Annotated in this window: 13 protein-coding genes; 4 read left to right on the top strand and 9 right to left on the bottom strand. The window is 60.7% G+C overall.

The features are described 5' to 3' along the window. Nucleotides 1–19: 19 nt before the first annotated feature. The 3 genes from AB4Y44_RS09060 to AB4Y44_RS09050 all read right to left on the bottom strand — a co-directional run bounded on the left by AB4Y44_RS09060 (nt 20) and on the right by AB4Y44_RS09050 (nt 3,009). A complete protein-coding gene (locus tag AB4Y44_RS09060) occupies nt 20–769 on the bottom strand; it encodes an acetoacetate decarboxylase (protein ID WP_342920807.1) in 750 nt (249 codons plus the stop codon). Between the two features lie 47 nt (nt 770–816). After that, a complete protein-coding gene (locus AB4Y44_RS09055; RefSeq protein WP_368699273.1) occupies nt 817–2,046 on the bottom strand; it encodes a CaiB/BaiF CoA transferase family protein in 1,230 nt (409 codons plus the stop codon). A gap of 90 nt (nt 2,047–2,136) precedes the next feature. Next, on the bottom strand, nt 2,137–3,009 hold the full coding sequence (locus tag AB4Y44_RS09050) for an enoyl-CoA hydratase-related protein (RefSeq protein WP_342920809.1): 873 nt from the start codon (nt 3,007–3,009) through the stop codon (nt 2,137–2,139). A gap of 257 nt (nt 3,010–3,266) precedes the next feature. On the opposite strand from AB4Y44_RS09050, the gene AB4Y44_RS09045 reads away from it, so the two are divergent. Together AB4Y44_RS09045 and AB4Y44_RS09040 are read left to right on the top strand one after the other, a co-directional pair. Next, nucleotides 3,267–3,638: a response regulator gene (locus AB4Y44_RS09045; protein ID WP_342920810.1), complete on the top strand. Its 372-nt coding sequence runs from the start codon at nt 3,267–3,269 to the stop codon at nt 3,636–3,638. Between the two features lie 134 nt (nt 3,639–3,772). Further along, nucleotides 3,773–4,792: an AraC family transcriptional regulator gene (locus AB4Y44_RS09040; protein ID WP_342920811.1), complete on the top strand. Its 1,020-nt coding sequence runs from the start codon at nt 3,773–3,775 to the stop codon at nt 4,790–4,792. Here the strand turns inward: AB4Y44_RS09040 and AB4Y44_RS09035 are convergent. Next, complete coding sequence (locus tag AB4Y44_RS09035) at nt 4,786–5,493, bottom strand: response regulator (RefSeq protein ID WP_342920812.1); 708 nt, start codon at nt 5,491–5,493, stop codon at nt 4,786–4,788. The two genes, AB4Y44_RS09040 and AB4Y44_RS09035, sit on opposite strands and share 7 nt — an antisense overlap. A 445-nt stretch (nt 5,494–5,938) precedes the next feature. On the opposite strand from AB4Y44_RS09035, the gene AB4Y44_RS09030 reads away from it, so the two are divergent. Beyond that, on the top strand, nt 5,939–6,883 hold the full coding sequence (locus tag AB4Y44_RS09030; protein ID WP_342920813.1) for a LysR family transcriptional regulator: 945 nt from the start codon (nt 5,939–5,941) through the stop codon (nt 6,881–6,883). A 60-nt stretch (nt 6,884–6,943) separates the two neighbouring features. Here the strand turns inward: AB4Y44_RS09030 and AB4Y44_RS09025 are convergent, their stop codons facing one another. Further along, nucleotides 6,944–7,186, bottom strand: coding sequence for a hypothetical protein (locus AB4Y44_RS09025; RefSeq protein WP_342920814.1), 243 nt, complete (start codon nt 7,184–7,186; stop codon nt 6,944–6,946). A gap of 466 nt (nt 7,187–7,652) precedes the next feature. Between AB4Y44_RS09025 and AB4Y44_RS09020 the strand changes: the two genes are divergently transcribed. Continuing rightward, a complete protein-coding gene (locus AB4Y44_RS09020; protein ID WP_368699272.1) occupies nt 7,653–9,980 on the top strand; it encodes a nitric-oxide reductase large subunit in 2,328 nt (775 codons plus the stop codon). Between the two features lie 379 nt (nt 9,981–10,359). Here AB4Y44_RS09020 and AB4Y44_RS09015 read toward each other — a convergent pair whose 3' ends face one another. From AB4Y44_RS09015 to AB4Y44_RS09000, 4 genes are all read right to left on the bottom strand, one after another. Then, the gene (locus AB4Y44_RS09015) at nt 10,360–10,797 is read right to left on the bottom strand and encodes a hypothetical protein (RefSeq protein WP_342920816.1); all 438 of its coding nucleotides are present in this window, start codon (nt 10,795–10,797) and stop codon (nt 10,360–10,362) included. 174 nt (nt 10,798–10,971) lie between these two features. Continuing rightward, nucleotides 10,972–11,595 (bottom strand): OmpW family protein, encoded by a 624-nt coding sequence (locus AB4Y44_RS09010; RefSeq protein ID WP_246089235.1) that lies wholly within the window; start codon nt 11,593–11,595, stop codon nt 10,972–10,974. Between the two features lie 199 nt (nt 11,596–11,794). Beyond that, nucleotides 11,795–13,579, bottom strand: coding sequence for an acyl-CoA dehydrogenase C-terminal domain-containing protein (locus AB4Y44_RS09005; RefSeq protein ID WP_368699271.1), 1,785 nt, complete (start codon nt 13,577–13,579; stop codon nt 11,795–11,797). A gap of 14 nt (nt 13,580–13,593) precedes the next feature. Then, nucleotides 13,594–14,541 (bottom strand): FAD-binding protein, encoded by a 948-nt coding sequence (locus AB4Y44_RS09000; protein ID WP_342920818.1) that lies wholly within the window; start codon nt 14,539–14,541, stop codon nt 13,594–13,596. Nucleotides 14,542–14,543: the final 2 nt, after the last annotated feature.

Here is a 14,543-nt window from a genome sequence, read left to right as displayed (position 1 = left end):
TGAGTCTCGCTGATGGTGATCAGGACTGCGTATGGGACAGATAGTCGTAGACCACTTCGGCCTTGCCGAGTGACAGGTCGGTCAGCAGATGCACGGCCGACAGCACTTCGAGCACCGGCAGCTTGGCGACGGGCGCGAAACAGTGCGGATGCAGTTCCAGCGAGGCAGGGCCTGTCCATGCACCCTTTACAGTCAGATCCTCGATGTAATACCTGACGATTTCACACACGCGCGCCGTGCAGTCCACGTGCGGCAGAATCTTCAGCAGATAGCCAGGCGCCTCGAGGGTCTTCCTGACCGAGGCCAGATCGAGCGCCTTGTACTTGTAGGCCATCGTGGCCGTGGCAACGCGCACGCCGTTGTAGTCGAGCGTGCCAACGAGCGCGTCGTTGCGCACCTCGAGCTTCGGTTGCGCGAGCACCTTGGGAAAGCCCAGCAATTCGCGACCGGAGGCGATGCCGGCCTCGCTGTCGAGATACATCGCATGCGTGAAGCCGCCGGCAACGCCATTGAGCGTAACGGGTATCACCTGGCCGGATTCGGTGTAGGAGCCAAGCCCGCTCGAATCGGGCATGTTGATGAACTCGTACTTGACGATCGGCTCCACAGGCCTGAGCGGAGCCGGGACCACTCGCGCAAGCGCCTCCGGGTCGGTGCGATACGTGATGATCACGAACTCGCGATCGACGAACCGGTATGGCACCTTTGGATAGGCGGGGCTCGTCAGTGGCATCGCGTAGGCCGATGCGCGCACTTCGTCTTCAGTCATGGAATGCTCCATAGTTGCCGTGCGGGGTGAAAGCGAGACGGCCACGCTCACGACGCGCCCTTGAATCGTGCGACCGTACCCGCATCGTTCAGGCGTGCGATATCGGCTTCGCCAAACCCCAGTTCCTGCAGGATTTGCGCACCGTGTTCGCCGAGTTGCGGGGCCGCCGTGGGCTTCACTTTCGGCGAGCCGAGCACCTGAAACGGGCTGCTGACGGTGCGGGCTTCCTTCCCGCCGGGCTGCGCGAGCGGTACGACGATCCCGTTGGCCGGCAATTGCGGGTCATCGATGATTTCTCTCGCGACCTGAACGACACCGAAGATCACGCGGCCGGCATCGAGCACCTGCTTCCAGTAAGCGAGCGGCCGGCTCGCGAACATCGGGTCGAGAATCTCGACCAGTTGTGCGGAGTTGGCGATGCGGTTCTCGTCGACGAAGCGCGGGTCCTCCAGCAGGTCGGGCTTGCCGATCGCCTTGCAGAAGCCCGGCCAGTCCTTGCGCTGCGCCGCAACGAGCAGAATCCAGCGCTTGTCGGCGGTCTGGTAAGGATTGAGCAGCGCATTGGGCGGCGACTTGCGGTCGTGCTGTGCGAAGAAGTGGCCGCCGTTCAGGCCGCCTTCGACCCACGCGCCCGCGGCCCAGATGCCGTTGGCGATCAGCGAGGTCGAGACATGGCTGCCCTTGCCGATCGTGGCGCGCACATAGAGCGCGGTAACGATCGCCGCATAGAGCGTCGTGGCCGTCGCGTGATCGCCAATGCCCGGGATCGGCAGCGTCGGCGGACTGCCGGCGTCATGCGTGACTTCCATCAGGCCGGAGCGCGCCCAATATGCGGTGACGTCGAATCCGGGCGTGTCGGCCTCCGGGCCTTCGGAGCCGTATCCCGTGACGTCGGCGTAGATGAGCTTGTCGTTGAGCGGCGCGAAGTCCTCGTAAGTGCAGCCGAGCGAAGCCTTGACGCGCGGCGGGAAGTTCACGACGACCACGTCGGCCCAGCGCACCAGGCGATGCAGCACTTCTTTGGCGTCGGGCTTCTTCAGGTCGATCGCAATGCCGCGCTTGTTGCGGTTCGTCAGTTGCCATGCGTAGTTGACGTCGCTCGTCGGGTTCGGCGGCATCGCCGAAAAGTAGCGGTAGACGTCCCCGGTGCCCGGCGGCTCGACCTTGATCACGTCGGCGCCGAAGTCGGCAAGGATCGTCGTCGCGGCAGGGCCCGCAATGTAGCTCGCAAGGTCGAGCACCTTCAGACCGGAGAAGATGTGATTGCCGACGTTCATCGAGTCACCTCCATGATTTTGATCTGCCCGCTTCCCATAGCTTGCGCGCGCGGCGCAGCCAATCGCGAAGGGAGTGGCGAGAGCCGCGTTTTATCGACCTGTGAACTTCGGAGGCCGTTTTTCCAGGAACGCTTTCGTGCCTTCCGTCTTGTCGTCGGTGGAGGCACATACCCCGAACAAGGCCGCTTCGAGCGCAAGCCCCTCGGAGAGCGAGCCATCGAGACCGCGGTTGACGGCCGCGATCGCATGGCGCACCGAAAGCGGCGCATTCGCGTTGATCCTCGCGAGGATCTCTTGCGCGCGGTCGATCAATTTCGATGGCTCGACGATTTCGCTCACGAGCCCGATGCGCAGTGCTTCTTCTGCCGGAATCATTTCGCCCGTGAGGATGAGTTGCAGGGCAACGCTCTTGCCGACCACGCGAGGAAGGCGCTGCGTTCCGCCGAAGCCGGGAATGAGACCCAGCTTGATCTCGGGCTGTCCGAATCTCGCGCTAGGGGTTGCCAGCCGGATCGTGCACGCCAACGCCGTTTCACATCCACCGCCGAGCGCGAGACCATTGACTGCCGCGATGACAGGCTTGCCCAGGTTTTCCGCGAGATCGAGTAAAGCCTGCCCGGCGCGTGCTGCATGCACGGCCTCGACAGGCGTTGCGGCGGCCAGTTCGCCGATGTCCGCTCCCGCAATGAATGCACGATCGCCTGCACCGGTCACGATGACGCCGCCAATGCGCGCATCGTCCCGCGCGCATTCGAATGCAGCTTTCAATTCACGGATGGCTTTCTGGTTCAGCGCATTGAGGACCTCGGGGCGATTCAGCGTGATGACAGCGGCAGCGTTGCGCTGCTCATAGACAATCGTTTCGAACGATTGTTGTGCAAGTGTCTGTTCCATGAGTCTGTGGATTCCACACGAACTGTTCAACTCGTGGACAATTTCACCACCACCGGAATTGCCGGTCACTCACTATCTACGCACTAATCCGCCCGATTTTCCCGTACCGTGATCAACTCGACGGTGGGAGAATCGAACGGACAGCAATTCAGCGGGCGAAGTCGCGATGGTATGCACCAACGCTGCCCATACGACGTGCCAGGCGAGTCATACTTTGGTGTAAGCCGATTACACCAACGAACAATCTTCATCGCTTGGCTTGCAGCCTGGTACCGATGCACGATTGCGTAGCGTTCGCTGAGCAAAGCAAATCGAGGGATCGCTGCATGCATGCGCCTCAGGTCGTTTCCATCGTCGATGACAATGAGCCTTTCCGCTCAGCGACTGCGCGCCTCGTGCAAGCATTCGGGTGGATCGTGAGGGCATTCGATTCCGCGGAGAGATTCCTGGAGTCAGAGGACGTTCACAACACGGTATTCCTCATTTCGGACATCAAAATGCCGGGTATGTCCGGGCTGGCGATGTATAGCCGCCTCCTGGAGTTGGGATTCGCGCCTCCTGTCGTTTTCGTCACCGCGGATCCAACTACCTCTCTGCGCGCCGAAGTTCTGGCAACCGGCGCGTTTGCCTTGCTCGAAAAGCCGATGGACCCCGACGAGCTGGAGCGGTGGCTGAATCATGCCTTACGTCAGCCTTAGCCTTTCCTTGCGATCGTGTATTAAGGATTTCGCTACAACGCCGCAATCCGGTACGCAACCTCGTCGGGGCCAGCGCCTATACTTCTTGCAGCGGCGTGGCAGCCCTTTTTCCACCCAACCCAGAGGATTCGCTTATGAACGGCAGTGGAATTGCAGAGGTCGCGCGGTGGTCGACCCGTGACCTGCCCGCCCCCCAGCGCCTCGATGTCTGGGCGGATGTGCTGACCTCGGCAATGATTCCCCTGTATGTCCGGGCAAGCAATCCACGCGAGTTTGAAGCGAGCATGACTGCGGTGGCCTGCGGGCCGCTGACGGTCGTGCGGCAGTCGGGCACTCCGCACACCTGCGGCCGGGGACGCAGCGAACTGGCGCGCAGCGGCCAGCGCCAGTATCACCTGATGATGAGCCTGAATAACACCTATCACGTCTCACATCGCAACGATCTGCGCCTCGCGCCCGGCGACCTCGTACTCGTCGATTCGGACCTCAATTGCGGCATTGATCTGGTGCGTTGGTACGAATTTCTCAACATCGGCATTCCCGTCGAGTGGCTCAAACGCTGGATTCCCGACGTTGGCTCTCTTGTTGGCCGGCGCATTCCGGGTAATTCCAACTGGGGCGCCGCCCTTGCCGCCTACCTGGTCCAGCTGTTGCCTGATGCGGTTGCGAACGCGCCCATCCCGCACAGCGTGCTCGCCGACCAGGTGGGTGCCCTGCTGGCGCTCATCGCCCATGAGACGAGCGGTCAGGAGCCGCACAGCAAGCCTGCCGAGCGATCGTTGCGGGATCGTGTGAGCGACTGCCTCGTCCAGCGCTGCCACGAGCATGGTCTGACCGCCGAAGCCGTCGCTGACTCGCTCGGCATCTCGGTGCGCACACTACATCGAGCGCTGGCGGGATGCCAGCAGACCTTCGCCGATCAGCTGCTCGATGCAAGGATGAATTGCGCGCTGCGGATGCTCGAATCGAAGATATTCTCGCGGGTGACGGTGGGTGAAATTGGGCGCCGCGCTGGCTTCGCGGATGCGTCGCACTTTACCCGCGTGGTGCGCAGAAGGATGGGCGTTACACCGCAGCAATTGCGTATGCGCAGCGGCACCGATGCGAGTGGCACGGCCGCCCGAAATGCCGCTGAAAGGGATGGAGATCAATAGTTTTCCTGCGCGTCCCAAGCCTCCCATGCAGGCTTGCCTTTGGGCGTCTCTATCCCGAGCGCCGCAGTCATTCTGACGAGATCCGCGACCGAGCGCGCGGCCATTTTTCTCATGACTTGAGCACGATGAATCTTGACGGTGATTTCGCTGAGGTTCAGCTCGCTGGCGATTTCCTTGTTCATCAGGCCGTCCACGACGTACAGCATCACCTGCTGCTCCCGAGGCTTCAATGAAGTGTAGGAGGCACGTAGCGCGGCGAGCGCCCGTTGAGCCGCGAGCCGTTCGCTATCGCATGTCAGTGCATTGGTGACCGCGTCCAGCATGTCCTGCTCGCGGAAAGGTTTAGGGAGAAAGTCCACTGCACCGGCTTTCATCGCCTTCACTGACATGGCGACGTCGCCATACCCGGTCATGAAGATGATTGGCATCCGAATACCGCTCTTCACGAGTTCATCCTGGAATGCCAGCCCAGTCTCACCGTGCAACCTGACGTCCAGAATCAGGCAACTCGGTACGTCCGCCTTATGGAATGCGGAAAATTCGCGGCAGGACGGGAACGCCTGGGCGCGTAGCCCGATTGAATACAGGAGGTCAACGAGCGCAATGCGCATCGCTTCGTCGTCGTCGATCACGTATACCATCGCGACCAGATCATCCGCAGTGTCCATTTTCTTAACGGCCGAAAGCGGCTCAGTATGCATCTCTCTCTCCCGCACCGGTAGCAACTTTGATGCGGTCCAACGCAGACCCGGCGCGGCCTCAGGACAGTCACTGCACGCGCGCCCCGTAGTGGCAAATGCGACGGTCCTGTACCGTGAGAATATCTCTGCCCCCACGGCCTGGATGGTCTGAGCGTGCCATTCACGCCCGAAAATCCGGTCTGCACGCGCCACGGCAAAGGGCGACAAAGGGCGTTTCCTTCCGCCTGGTGGGAAGTCGCTGCACAGCAGCGAACCTTCATCCCGTAAGGTTATACGAACGTATGATTCACCTGGCCTATCACGTGATCTCCGCATCCAATCCCACATTTGTCACCGGATCGCCACTACGTTACCTTTTATTCGGTACTAGTCGACATGGGTGGTTCGGACTTTCGACAGTGTCCTCATCGAGGTCCTGACCGAAATCCGGAGCGGAGAAACGATTATGGATTTGTTGAAAAGCATGCGAATTTTTGAGCGTGTGGCCGATGGCGCAAGCTATACGTCGGCGGCTCGGGAACTGAACATGAGTACGGGTTCAGTCTCGCGGCTCATTTTCGACCTCGAACAGCATCTAGCCACACGGCTCTTACATCGCACGACGCGGCGGATCGCCTTGACGCCCGCCGGCAAACGCTATCTGGCGCGGTGCCACTCCATTCTCGAAGCGCTGGACGAGGCAGAAGCTGAAGCCAAATCGATTCACATCAGTCCCACAGGCTGCCTTAGGGTTCACGCCTCCCAATCGCTTGCGCAGCACTATCTGGTGCCTGCAGTGAGATCCTATCGGGAGCGGCACCCGTCCGTGCAGGTTGGACTGACGCTATCGGACTCTCCGGTCAACCTTCTCGCCGGCGAATTCGACATGGCCGTCGTGGCGACCGAGGTGCTGCGCGATTCTTCGCTCATCGGTACGCGTCTTGGCAGGTCGTACAGCGTGATGTGCGCGTCTCCAAACTATCTCGACGTGCATCCGATGATCAACCGGCTCGCCGACCTTTCGAACCATAGTCTCGTTTGTCTCGCCCCCACGTGGTCGGACAGCGTTGAATTGACGTCGCAAGGGTCAAACGGCTGCGAAACGGTTTCCCTGCAACCCGGGCTGTGCATCAGTTCGCAATCTTCGCTTGCCAATGCCCTCGAACTTGGGATGGGAGTGGGTTTGCTGCCGCTGCATGCAGCCGTTGATGCGTTCCGCGATGGACGCCTCGTGCACATACTGCCTGCCTGCCAGTTTGAACACGTTGACATCTACGCACTCTTTGCGTCGAAGATGTTTCTCGACGCCAAGGTGAGAACGTGGGTTGAACATCTAAAAGGCAGTTTTGCTGAATCCAGTAAGAACGATCAACTGGTTCTCTACAACACGAGTGATTTGCAGGTGGCGTGAGCCTGCCGCAGATAGTCGGCCCGGGGTACGCAGTGACGCGAGACGCCGTATCCGACGCAATCAAAAATCTGTCGCGTTCACACGCACCGGCGAGAGTGCGCCCCGCAGAACCTTGTCGGAAGCCACGCGCAGAATCTGTTCAGCGTTCTCGCGCACGGAAATCTCGTTGCCCTCCTGACTGCCATCGGACCGGAAGATAGCCGAGAGACATTGACCCGTGACCTGTATCTGATGCACGCGGCCTCCGATCTGGTAGCTAAAAAGCACGTCGTCTTCAATATGGAGGAGTGGGACGTCGAACATGGATATGCCTCGATCCGGTAAGTCTCAATGGAATAGTAGACGATTCCGTTCAGCGAGATGACTTGCCTGGCGCCAGAAAGTGCCCAAGCCTGATGTTGCCCCACGTGTGCGCCTGAATCGTACCGGCGCAACCGCACTGAAACGTGCAACGCGATTTTCTAACCCAGAACGACTCCCAACATACACATGTATGACCCCACTACCCTTCTGGGGACCTACGCGAGCCGTTGGTACGATTTTCTTGTTTTCGCAATTGCGACATGATGGTATCCGCTCCGCGTGCTGCACGGCGCTCGCGGCGCTGGAGGTCAATTGCCTGTCACCTGCATTTGCACTCCTCATCACTTGTACTCCAGATCTATCCAATCCGCCACTTGGCAGCCGCTAAGGATTGATACTCGGAAAACGCAAACGAGTATTCGATCGCCGAAGACTGCGCTCGGGCATTTCGCGAAGGAATGGAACCATGAATGCAAAGCCGCTCACTGCGGGCAATCGCTGTCCGCAAGATCGCACGAGCCGGGTCCTGATCTGGGTTTTCATCGTCGTCACCGCGCTCTGCTGGGTGGGAATGATCCTGGCAACGCGCGCCACCTATCAGCAGGTAGCGCCTCTGCCGCAGCAGATGGTCGCACCCAACGGCGCACCGGTGATGAACTACGCCGACATCGTCGCGGGCAAGTCAGGATTTCAGCAAGCGGATCTCATGGATTTCGGCAGCCTGTATGGCATGGGGTCCTACTTTGGTGAAGACTTCACCGCGAAGTACCTCGTCGAGCTGGCGAAGGAGGTGCGAAACTATCTGGCGTTATCTCGCTACGGTAAATCGTTTGATGCCGCGACGGTCGATGAGCAGGCAAGCGTCACGCGCACGATGCAGGCGCAACTTCAGGGCATCGATCTGAGTCAGCAGCAGATTGTGCTTCCGGACAGCGTCGCACAGGCGATTCAGACGTTGCGGCCACGCATCAGCGCAGCGCTGCTCCGCGACAATTTTGCGCAAGGCTATACGGGGGCACGTTCACTCGACGCGACCTCAGCAACGCAAACCGCGAGCTTCATCCTGTATTCGTCGCTCACGACCGTCGCGCGCCGCCCGGGCAAGGACTATTCATGGACAGTCAACTGGCCACCCGAGCCGCTGGTCGGCAACTCGCCCACTGCTGCCACGTTCCAGTGGACGTGGATTTCGTTCACGATGATATTTTTCGCGATCGGCGCGATCCTGATGATCTTTCGCCTCTGGATCGAGCCCAAGGCCTCGAATGAAACGTTCGATCCGGTGCTGCGAGGCTTCAAGGAACCCACGCCAAGTCAACGTGCGCTCTGGAAGTATTTCCTGGTGGTGGCCGCTGTCCTGCTGGTACAGATCCTCGCGGGTTCGATCATGGCGCACTACTACACCGATCGCACCAGCTTCTACGGCATCGAGGTGGATAAATGGCTGCCGTTTGCCGCACTGCGCAGCGTCCACCTGCAGGCCCCGATCGTCTGGATCGGCGTTAGCTGGATCGCTGGGGGCCTCTTCCTCGCGCCGTTGATCGGCAAGCGCGAACCTGCCGGGCAGCGGGGGTTGGTCAATCTCATTTTCTGGGTACTCCTGGTGATCGTGGCTGGGGCGCTGATCGGCGATTACCTCGGTGTGATGGGCGTGATCGAGGCACACTGGTTCTGGTTCGGCAACCAGGGACTGTCTTATCTGGAGCTGGGCCGCTTCTGGCAAGTTCTCTTCTTTGCCGGCCTCGTCGTATGGTGTGTGGTATTGCTGCGTGCGTTCTGGCCCACACTCAAGACGCTGTTCAAGCAAAGCGGCGGATCGCTCTACGGCCTTTTCCGGATCGAGCATCTTCTTTGGGGCGCCACGCTGAGCGTCACGGTGCTCTACGTGTTTGGCATGATTCCGTTCGGCTCACCCAACCCCTCTTTCTCGATCACCGACTTCTGGCGCTGGTGGGTAGTGCACCTCTGGGTCGAGCTTGCCTTCGAGTTATTCGCGGCAGCGGTAACAGGCTATTTCCTCATGGCGCTCGAACTGGTGTCGCGGCAGATGGTGGAACGCGCCGTGCTGTTCGAATGGATCCTCATTATGGTCGGCGGTGTGCTCGGTACTGGCCATCATATGTACTGGGCAGGCGAACCGAGTCTCTGGGTGAGCTTTGGCAGCATGTTCTCGTTCCTCGAGGTCTTGCCGCTCTTCCTGCTGGTGCTGGAAGCCATCGAGCAGCAGCGTCACATCCAGCACGAAAAGGATTTCCCGTATCGGCTTGCCTATCTCTACATTCTCGGCTCCGCATTCTGGAATTTCGTCGGCGCAGGGGTGTTCGGCGGCGGCACGCTCAATGCGCCGCTGGTCAACTATTACGAGCATGGCACCTTCCTCACGTTGAACCACGCGCATACGTCGATGTTCGGAGCCTTCGGGCTGCTCGCGATTGGTCTGATCTACATGGTCTTGCGCTATCTGAACGGCCATCGCGAATGGAGCGATCGCTGCGGTGTGTGGGCATTCTGGCTCTACAACACCGGCCTCGTGATGTGGATCGTGATGAACTTCTACCCGGTTGGCTGGCCGCAACTGCTAGCGGCTTACACGCACGGCTATGCGTATGCGCGAAGCCTCGAGTTCTACAGCACCACCACCTTCTGGCAGTGGATGCGCATGCCAGGTGACATCGTGTTCGCTGCGGGCGCTTTGTTAATGGCTTGGGACTTTATTGTCAAGATTCTCGCGCAGCGCGGAGCCAACATTGCCGATGCGCCGTCTGCGACCGTCGCATCTGAGCAGTCGCTGTGAGCAACCTTCACTTTTTGGGTATCACCCGGAGCGGTCTGCAAAGGCCGCTCGTGTGCTTGTCGCTTGCCGCCTGTGTCCTATCAGTGGCGGCCTGCGCGAGCACATCGGGTGTCACCGCTACCGACAAGCCGAATGTGTTTACCGTCACCGCGAGTACACGCGGCGCCCGACTGTCGTGGGCGGGCGCATATCGAAAGGCTGTGAGCACCGCTAGTGACTACTGCGCACAACGTGGCATGCAGGTTAGCGCCAGTTTCGATCTCATCCGAAGCGGGCGCGAGTTGCAAGAACAAGGAACGGAGTTGACCTTCGAGTGTCACCCGTCATTCTGACTTTCAAGCCGGAATGATTCACGGGGCATGAGGTGCTTGAAGACGAGCTACTGTTCACAAACGACCGCTGTCATGACGAGCGGCATGACTTCCCTCACTGTCGCCGGACTTCCGGCTTCACGAACGCGGTCGCTAACCGCCTCTTTGCCTGCCATTACGACGACACCATAGACCCGATGGGGCGTTTCACCTGCGCTGATTTTCTGGGTGAACATCTCGTCGTTCGGGGAGAAACCAAAGACAGCCCGCACTTTGAACCCTAGCGCAGTCAAATTCTGGTTCGGCTTGAGTCGATACGCGTTGACCGAGTTGGCCGACACTTTCATGGGTATCGGATCGATCGCCTTTTCGTTGACCAGCTGCTCGATGAACGTGTGGGGACCGAGATGGCAATCGAGGCTGGCGCCGATCTCCTGCGCGTAAATCGCATTCGAGACGAAGGCCGCGCCGAACGCGACGCATCGAGGCAGATGAGAGATCTTCACGACTATCTTCTCCTTGGACAATCGGCTCGCTGGCTCGGTGCCGTGGCCTTCCAGAGAGAAAGCTTAAGCGCAAAGCGGTGCCCGACTCAATTGCACAATGGTGTTAGCGGCTTATCCGTACCGATGCAAGGTGCGCGAGGTGCCCAGCCCGAACGCGTCGCGCATTGAGATCGGTCAGAAGCGGTATCCGACCCCCACGAACGTAATCCAGGGATTCGCAGTAATTCGCGTCTTGTTCGTGAGCGCAGGTTGTCCATTGGCGGCATAGGCTGTCACTGTCGCATTCGTCTTGAGCGGCAAATACGTTACCGACGCCGTAGCGTACCAGTTCTTGCTGAAGTTGTACGAGGCGCCCACGTTGAACGCCGGATTCCAGGACGGACTCAACGAACTCTCGACATGGCTGCCCGGCCCTGCGAACTGCTGCAATGCGCCGCTAAAAGTCGAGTTGAGTTCGGTGTGTGAATACCACGTGTAGTTCACGCCCACGCCCGCGAACGGCCGGAATTTCGACTGGGCATCCCCAAGGTAATATTTCACGAAGAGGATCGGCGGCCACGAGCGCGTGGTGGCGAGCGGCTGCAGGTTGCCCAGGTCGAGCCCCGGACCGCTCGGCCCGACCGGCGTCACCCTGCCCTGCGCATAGAGCTTGAGCTTGGGCGGTATGCCGCTCGCCAGATCGAGCGCGATGTGGTCGGTGACGAAATACGTCATCGAGAGTTCGGCGGTGAACGTATTGTGAATCTGCCCGCCCGTGCCCGGCGAAGTATAGGTGCCGAACGCCGTGGTGCTCGTCATGGGAGTCGCCGACGATTGCCCAAAGTCGAGCCACGCCCCACCCACGCTGGTAATGAGGCTGCCCGCACTCTGGGCCATCGCGCTACTACAAATCGCCCCGGGTATCAGGGCGAGACATACGAATTTCTTCACTTTCATTTTTGATTTGGATTCCGAATTGATCGCAACGGAGATTTCAGAAAATTCCGTCCAACCGGCTTTACAGCTGTTCAATAACGACCGCGCCCGATGTGCCCACTTTGATCGCCTCCAGCAACGCACAGGCCTTGGGCAGGATCTTTTCCGCGTAGAACCGTGCGGTGGCGAGCTTCGCTTGATAGAACTCCGGATCTTCATGCGCCGCCAGCTTCTGCGACGCCACCTCGGCTGCGCGCGCCATCTGCCAGCCGCCGCACACATAGCCCACGAGCATCAGGTAATCCGCCGAACTGCCGAGTCCTTCATCGGCGTCTTTAGCGAACGCGCCCAGCATCCAGGCGGTGGCGTCCTCGAGCGCCTGAACGGCGGCGGCAAAACGCGTGCAGATCGATACGACTTGCGCATCGGTGTTGCGCTCCAGTGCGGGCAGGATCTCGCGCATCTGCGCAATCAGCGCCGCCATCGCCATGCCGCGATCGGACGCCAGCTTGCGGCCGGCCAGGTCTGCCGCCTGAATGCCGGTCGTGCCTTCGTAGATCGTCGCGATCCGCGCGTCGCGCAGGAACTGGCAAGCGCCCGTTTCTTCGATGTAGCCCATGCCGCCATGCACCTGTACGCCCATCGACGCGATCTCGACACCGAGTTCGGTACACCAGCCCTTGAGCACCGGAATCAGCAGATCGATGCGAGCCTGGTGACGCACGCGCTCGTCGCCGTCGGGATGCCGGTGCGCGCGGTCCATGTCGCTTGCCATGACGTAGGCAAAGGCACGCATCGCTTCGACCTGCGCCTTCATCGTCATCAGCATGCGGCGCACGTCCGGGTGATGCACGATCGCGACCGCGTTGGGCGATTTGCCGCTCGCGAGACGCCCTTGCACGCGTTCCTTCGCGTATTCGCGGGCCTGCTGCCAGGCGCGCTCCGCCATCGCGAGGCCCTGGATGCCCACCTTCTGACGCGCTTCGTTCATCATCGTGAACATGTGCGCCAGGCCCTTGTTCTGCTGGCCGACCAGGTAACCGATCGCGCCATCGTTTTCGCCGAAGCTCATCACGCAAGTCGGGCTCGCATGAATGCCAAGTTTGTGCTCGAGAGAGATGCAGCGCACGTCATTGCGCTCGCCAAGCGAGCCGTCTTCGTTCAGCAGGAACTTGGGCACGAGGAAGAGCGAAATGCCGCGCACGCCTTCTGGCGCGTCAGGCAGGCGCGCGAGCACGAGGTGGATCACGTTGTCCGTCATGTCGTGATCGCCCCACGTGATGAATATCTTCTGGCCGCGAATACGATAGCGCTCCCCATCGGGCTCGGCTTTCGTTCGGACGGCCGCGAGGTCCGAGCCGGCCTGCGGCTCGGTCAGGTTCATCGTGCCGGTCCATTCGCCGCTCACGAGCTTCGGCAAATAGCGCTCCTTCAGCGGCTGCGAGCCGTGCAGGCGAATCGCTTCCGTTGCGCCGGCGGTGAGCATCGGGCACAGCGCGAATGCCATGTTCGACGAATTCCACATCTCGACCACGGCCGCGTGCATCAGCTCCGGCAAGCCCTGTCCGCCGAATTCCGGGTCGCCGGCGAGGCCGCACCAGCCGCCGGAAACGTATTGCGCATAGGCCTGCGGGAATCCCTCCGCCGAAGCCACGCCATGTTTCGTCAAACGCGCACCCTGCGCGTCGCCGGGCTTGTTGAGCGGGTCGAGCACTTCGGTCGCAAACTTCGCCGCCTCGTCGAGCACCGCATCGGCGAGTTCCGGCGAGACGTCATCGAAACCGGGCAATGCCGAGATCGAGTCGAGGCCAGCCAGCTCGGTCATCACAAAGCGCATGTCGCGCAGCGGGGCAATATAGGTCGTCATGGTCGGCTCCTTTGTCAGCCTTGCTGCAGTGTGTCCAGTTCGCGCGAGAGTTCGGGCAGAACCTTGAACAGGTCGCCGACGATCCAGTAATCGCAGACCTGGAAAATCGGCGCTTCCTCATCCTTGTTGATCGCGACGATCACCTTCGAGTCCTTCATGCCTGCCAGATGCTGGATCGCACCCGAAATACCCACCGCAACGTAGAGTTGCGGCGCGATCACCTTGCCGGTCTGCCCCACCTGATAGTCGTTGGGCACGAAGCCGGCATCCACCGCCGCGCGCGAAGCGCCCACCGCTGCGCCAAGCTTTCCGGCGATATCTTCAAGCAGTGCAAAGTTATCGCCGGAGGCCATCCCCCGTCCTCCGGAAACCACACGTCGCGCGGAGGTCAGCTCAGGCCGCTCGGAGCGCGTCAGTTGCTGGCTCACGAAACGGGCCCGAGGCACTTCGGGTGCTGCCTCCAGCGGCTCGACGGCAGCGTCGCCGCCTTGCGCGCTCGCGGCCTCGAAGGCCGTCGTGCGCACGGTAATGACCTTGATGCGGTCGGCACTGCGCACGGTCGCGAGAATGTTGCCCGCGTAGATGGGGCGCACGAACGTATCGGCGGATTCCACGGCAATGATGTCCGAGACTTGTGCGACGTCGAGCAGTGCGGCAACGCGGGGCATCACGTTCTTCGCGGTCGTGGTGGCCGGCGCCAGCACGTGGCTATATTCAGGAGCGACGTTCACGACGAGCGCCGCAAGATTTTCGGCCAGCGCATGGCCGTAATGGGCAGCATCGGCGATGCGCACGCGGGTCACACCGGCGACGCGCGCCGCCTGTTCGGCCACGTTCGCGCATTGCGATCCGGCCACGAGAACATGGATGTCGTCTGAGAGACGCGCGGCGGCGGTCACAGCGTTCAGGGTCGCTGCCTTGAGCACCTGATTGTCGTGCTCTGCAATTACGAGGACTGTCATTT

It is taken from the genome of Paraburkholderia sp. BR10937, from assembly GCF_040965695.1.
Taxonomy (GTDB): Bacteria; Pseudomonadota; Gammaproteobacteria; order Burkholderiales; family Burkholderiaceae; genus Paraburkholderia.
The sequence above is the reverse complement of the archived record's forward strand: the minus strand, read 5'-3'. Positions and strand labels throughout refer to the sequence as shown.

What these genes read in the sequence shown, in the direction of transcription:
- AB4Y44_RS09045 (WP_342920810.1), top strand. Translation starts at nt 3,267, where the DNA reads ATGCATGCGCCTCAGGTCGTTTCCATCGTCGATGACAATGAGCCTTTC.
- AB4Y44_RS09040 (WP_342920811.1), top strand. Translation starts at nt 3,773, where the DNA reads ATGAACGGCAGTGGAATTGCAGAGGTCGCGCGGTGGTCGACCCGTGAC.
- AB4Y44_RS09060 (WP_342920807.1), bottom strand. Translation starts at nt 769, where the DNA reads ATGACTGAAGACGAAGTGCGCGCATCGGCCTACGCGATGCCACTGACG.
- AB4Y44_RS09035 (WP_342920812.1), bottom strand. Translation starts at nt 5,493, where the DNA reads ATGCATACTGAGCCGCTTTCGGCCGTTAAGAAAATGGACACTGCGGAT.
- AB4Y44_RS09055 (WP_368699273.1), bottom strand. Translation starts at nt 2,046, where the DNA reads ATGAACGTCGGCAATCACATCTTCTCCGGTCTGAAGGTGCTCGACCTT.
- AB4Y44_RS09005 (WP_368699271.1), bottom strand. Translation starts at nt 13,579, where the DNA reads ATGACGACCTATATTGCCCCGCTGCGCGACATGCGCTTTGTGATGACC.
- AB4Y44_RS09020 (WP_368699272.1), top strand. Translation starts at nt 7,653, where the DNA reads ATGAATGCAAAGCCGCTCACTGCGGGCAATCGCTGTCCGCAAGATCGC.
- AB4Y44_RS09010 (WP_246089235.1), bottom strand. Translation starts at nt 11,595, where the DNA reads ATGACGAGCACCACGGCGTTCGGCACCTATACTTCGCCGGGCACGGGC.
- AB4Y44_RS09025 (WP_342920814.1), bottom strand. Translation starts at nt 7,186, where the DNA reads ATGTTCGACGTCCCACTCCTCCATATTGAAGACGACGTGCTTTTTAGC.
- AB4Y44_RS09000 (WP_342920818.1), bottom strand. Translation starts at nt 14,541, where the DNA reads ATGACAGTCCTCGTAATTGCAGAGCACGACAATCAGGTGCTCAAGGCA.
- AB4Y44_RS09030 (WP_342920813.1), top strand. Translation starts at nt 5,939, where the DNA reads ATGGATTTGTTGAAAAGCATGCGAATTTTTGAGCGTGTGGCCGATGGC.